Here is a 4,872-nt window from a genome sequence, read left to right as displayed (position 1 = left end):
TAGCTAAACCTTGCCCCGTTTTGAGGTTGGTAAAAATAAATGGTTTGTCTCCACGCATCTTGATACTATCGCGCTGCATAATCCCCAGATCTGCCCCAACTTGCTCGGCAAGGTCGATCTTATTAATGACTAATAAATCTGACTTAGTAATGCCGGGGCCACCCTTACGGGGGATTTTATCGCCACCTGCAACATCGATCGTGTAGATGGTCAGATCTACTAGTTCGGGACTAAAGGTAGCCGCGAGATTGTCGCCGCCACTTTCGAGGAAAACTATCTCTAAATCGGTAAATTGCCGCTCTAATTGTTCGATCGCCGCAATATTCATCGAGGCATCTTCGCGAATCGCTGTATGCGGACAGCCACCAGTTTCCACACCAATAATTCGCTCTGGTGCTAATGCCTGACTCCTCACTAGAAACTGAGCATCTTCTTGAGTGTAAATATCATTGGTAACTACCGCCAACTGATAGCGATCGCGTAATTGCTTACACAAACCATCTAGTAATGCAGTCTTACCCGAACCAACAGGACCAGCAATGCCAACACGGAGGGGATTCATAGGGGAGTTAGGAGTTGGGAGATGGGAGTAAAGGGTAAGAGGTAGGAGTTGGGAGTTGGGAGTTGGGAGGTGGAAGTAGAGAGTAAGAGGTAGGAGGTAGGAGTTGGGAGGTGGAAGTAGAGAGTAAGAGTAAGAGGTAAGAAAACAATCTCCCCGTCCCCCCAACTCCCAACTCCCAACTCCCATCTACCCTCTAATTTTCCGATTGGCACTTATCTTCCGCACAGGAGACGGTAATTTGACCAATTGCGGCGCGGCGATCGTACTTTTGAGTCTTCAGATAATCGTCATTACTTTCGGGATAGTCGCCAGCAAAGGAACGAGTGCCTACTGGTTTGGGGCGAAAAGCTAAACCATCAGGATGCTGGTTGAAGTTGATAAACTCGCGCGATTCATTTTCTTTGCTCATCGAGAGCGTCGCGCCGCCGCCGTAGACCGATGCGGCTTGTCCGATGGGCGTACCAGGGCCGACGCCTTTTGCCGTGCGGTAGTTAGGATTGTCGGTCATCAGATGTTGAATCCGATCGGCATCGGTAAAATTGGTGCCAGTGGGATAGGGAATATAGTATTGTACAGCCCCGGCTTTAGTTACGGCGATCGCATCAAATCCTTCAATAAAATTGGTTTTAACTGGGAACTGATATCCAGTGCCGATTGTTGCTTTGAGTTCCTTAAAAGTCATCCCAATTTTGGCAGATCCAATGCCCACTGGCGTAATTTCTCGATCTGGTGCTGCGGGCAGCTTGATTTTGGTAATTGGTTCGGTTTTAGAATTTGTTTTGACGCGCACTGGTTCGGGGACGATGGGAATCGCCACTGGCGTCGGTGTGGGATAGATAGATTTGGGTAAAGCCGCAATTTTTGGTGTATCTGGCGATACTGGGACGGTTTTAGGAGTCTCGATCGCGGCTGGCGCGGGTTGTGTTGCAGGCGGTAATTGTTGTGGGGGCGGAGCGACAGGCGATGGCACCGCAGGTGTCACGATGGGTGTCGGTGTAGCGGTGGGGATATTCGTTGCTGTTGGCTGGTCTTTTTTGCCGCAAGCTACCAATCCACAGATTGTTAATAACCCAAGGGTGCAGTAAATTCGTCGTTTCATCGCTACTACCCAGCTAGTGAGAATTTCAAAAATAATACTTTAGAATCTAATTCTACCGCTAGTGAGTAGTTGATAACCACTAGCAAATGCTAACATCGCGACCACAAATGTCCATAGACTAGTCGGCTGCAAAATTACGGCACTATTTAAGAAAACTAAGATAATCCCAATGGCGATAAAAAACCAGCCAAAGTTCCCCAACTCCCGTCGCCAAAAGGTCAGCGAACCAACCCCTGCAAGTAGCGCTAATACTGAAGCTGTTGCTGAGGTTTTCTGCAACCAGCTACTATAAAGGTGGGTATTGAAGATGATATTTTGACCCAGAAAATAAACACTGACAATAATTAGTCCCAAACCCAAAATGGTAGACATTACACTTGCTCCTAATGTTAATTTAAGCGATCGACTCGAAGATCTTTAACGTACCCACATCTTCACTCCCGACCCCAATCGCGATCTTGTCAGCTTACTAATTCCAGATAGTGGATAGCTTGCACTGAGCGACAGCCGAAGTGTGGCTGGTGGATAGTGGATAGTGGATAGTGAATAGTACTTAGGTAGGTCGGCACAATTATTTTAACTACTAGAATCATCTGAAACCTAGATGGTGGATAGTGGATAGTGGATAGTGGATAGTACTTATGATTAGGTTTTGAGTCTATTTTTATGTACTGGTGCAAGAGGTAAGCTTACCCATTACCTTTTACCTCTTACCTCTTACCTCTTACCTCTTACCCCTTCCAACTAGCCGCCAAAATTAGTGCTAGCCTAAAAGAATGATTCCCCGATCGGGCACCTAGAACATGAGTAATTCTGAGACAGTCCCCTCTCCATTAGTACCCTCAGCCAAAGACGATCGCCCCGAGACAGACTGCGATCGGGCTAGAGCGAGCTTACAGCAAAGTTTATCTCGATATGCCGCCGATAAGGTCGGCACGGTTTCTCCTAGCTTGCAGGGCGATTTAGACACCTTAGCGGCGACTTTAGCCAAGTTAGAGCAGAATAATTATCGGATTGCGGTATTTGGATTGGTCAGTCGCGGTAAATCGGCGGTACTCAATGCTTTAGTAGGGGAAAAGCTGCTCGAAACTGGACCACTCAATGGGGTAACGCGGTTTCCGCGATCGATCCACTGGTCGCCAGATGGAATTATGCAAATCGATCTGATCGATACCCCTGGCTTAGATGAAATCGACGGGGATGCCCGCGCTAAAATGTCGGCGGAAGTTGTCGGACAGGCGGACTTAATTTTATTTGTGATTGCCGGAGATATCACGCAATTAGAATATCAAGCCTTACGCGAATTGCGGCAGGCACACAAACCATTACTACTCGTATTTAATAAAGCCGATCTGTATCCCGAGCAAGCGCAACAAGAAATCTACCAACAGTTACGCAACTTAAGCGACAATAGCCTCGGCGATGAATTATTGCAACGATTGGTATCGGCTGATGAAGTCGTCATGGTTGCCGCAGATCCCACCCCAATGCAAGTGCGGATCGAATATCCCGACGGCACGAAGAAATTTGAATGGGAAAAGTCAGCACCTCAAATCGAACCACTCAAGACTAAAATTAAAGACTTATTAGCCCGTGAAGGTCGTTCTTTACTGGCGGTTAATGCTTTAGTGCAAGCGCGATCTGCTCAAACAAATTTAGCCAAAAATACCCTCACAGATCTTCAAGCCGAAGCCAATAGTTTAGTCTGGGAATTTGCCAGGTATAAAGCAATAGCGGTTGCTGCTAATCCGATCGCGATTTTCGATGTTTTAGGTGGGGTGTTTGTCGATTTCATGCTGATTCGATCGCTAGCAAAGTTATACAATCTCCCGATGACTAAGTATGAAATCAAAAAGTTACTCAATGGAATTTTGTTTAGTAGTGGGAGTTTATTGCTAGGTGAATTAGTGACTGGAATCGCCTTTGGTGTGGGCAAAACAACCGCACTGCTCATCGGTTCGAGTGTCAATTTTGCCGCACTTCCCGGTTATCTAGGTGCGGGCGCAATTCAGGGTGCGATCGCCGGATATGGGGCGTACATGGTGGGAAAAGCCGCTCAAACTTATCTAGCAGCAGGTTGTACTTGGGGACAATTGGGCGCTAATACCGTCATTCGCGAAATCCTCGATCGCGTCGATGATGCGACGATTATCTCTCGGCTGCGGGATGAGTTATTGCCAGTACCAGCATCGCCAAATCCGCCACAGTCGCCCGCTCAATTGTAGATTTTGGGATGATCTAGAGGTATTAATCTGGTAGATTGTTAGGGCGCGTCTCATCCAGCTTTGATATATTAAGAAAGTTGAAGCCAAATCACGATTTCATCGTTCGATCGTAAAGTGTAGTAACTATCTCTAAAGAACTATGAAGTAATGCGTAAAATTTCATTTTTACTGGCGTAATAATGTAGAGACACCATTGAACAGGTATTGTGATTATCCTGGGTATGTATGCAGATATTTAATAGCAGACACAAAACCGAGCTAAATACCCGAGACAAGATTTTGCAAGCGGCTCAAAAGCTGTTTGCTCGCAATGGCTATGATGGCACGACGACCAAGGAACTATCGGAAAAAGCCGGGATTGCTGAGGGGACTTTGTTTCGGCATTTTACTAACAAAAAAGCGATCTTAGTCGAAGTCGCAACTCAAGGCTGGATCGACTTATTGACAGATCTATTGACAGAATTGAGCGAAATGGCTAGCTATGAAGCTATTTCCCATGTGATGTACAAGCGAATGTTGCGACTGGGTGACAATTATGACATGATGCGCGTCTGTTTTATGGAAGTCCAACTGCATCAAGATTTACGCGATCGCATTCAGTCAGAAGTAGTTGAGAAAATGACCGATGTCGCTGAAGCATTTTTTCAAACAGCGATGGAACGCGGTGTCTATCGGAAGATGAATCCTCGGGTAATCGCGCAGGTGTTTTTGGGGATGTTTGTCGTAGCGGGATTCAGTCACGAGACGATCGCTCAACCAGGGGCTAGTCCACTGGAAATGAAGGAGATGGCCGAAGGTTTGGCAGATATATTTTTAAATGGTGTCTTGGCTAAAAAGTAATAATTTGTAATTGATGATCGAGATCGGCGAAAATAGATAGTCAGTTCAGGCATCTTGTCAAATTCGCCTATGAAAACTCACCATCAGCTTATCGTTGGCATCGTGACGCTCGCGCTGGGGATGCTGTTAATTGGTATCGGTGTCTT

5 protein-coding genes are annotated in these 4,872 nt (G+C 46.4%); 2 read left to right on the top strand and 3 right to left on the bottom strand.

Translation table 11 applies throughout. The features are described from left to right. The 3 genes from ureG to RMO35_RS14405 all read right to left on the bottom strand — a co-directional run. Window positions 1–562 (bottom strand): urease accessory protein UreG (gene ureG / locus RMO35_RS14415; RefSeq protein WP_309742022.1); only part of this gene is annotated, 562 nt, incomplete at its 3' end. A 193-nt stretch (window positions 563–755) separates the two neighbouring features. Continuing rightward, entirely contained in the window at window positions 756–1,661 is a 906-nt protein-coding gene (locus RMO35_RS14410) for a hypothetical protein (RefSeq protein WP_309742021.1), read from the bottom strand. A 39-nt stretch (window positions 1,662–1,700) separates the two neighbouring features. Continuing rightward, the gene (locus RMO35_RS14405; RefSeq protein WP_309742019.1) at window positions 1,701–2,033 is read right to left on the bottom strand and encodes a hypothetical protein; all 333 of its coding nucleotides are present in this window, start codon (window positions 2,031–2,033) and stop codon (window positions 1,701–1,703) included. Window positions 2,034–2,464: 431 nt separating this feature from the next. Between RMO35_RS14405 and RMO35_RS14400 the strand changes: the two genes are divergently transcribed. Beyond that, complete coding sequence (locus RMO35_RS14400) at window positions 2,465–3,886, top strand: GTP-binding protein (protein WP_309742017.1); 1,422 nt, start codon at window positions 2,465–2,467, stop codon at window positions 3,884–3,886. 225 nt (window positions 3,887–4,111) lie between these two features. After that, window positions 4,112–4,726 carry a TetR/AcrR family transcriptional regulator gene (locus tag RMO35_RS14395; protein WP_309742016.1) on the top strand — a complete coding sequence of 205 codons (615 nt, stop codon included), beginning with the start codon at window positions 4,112–4,114 and terminating at the stop codon, window positions 4,724–4,726. The last annotated feature ends 146 nt before the right edge of the window (window positions 4,727–4,872 follow it).

It is taken from the genome of Chamaesiphon sp. OTE_20_metabat_361 (assembly GCF_031364565.1).
Note: the sequence above shows the minus strand (reverse complement) of the source record. Positions and strands in the feature narration are given on the sequence as shown.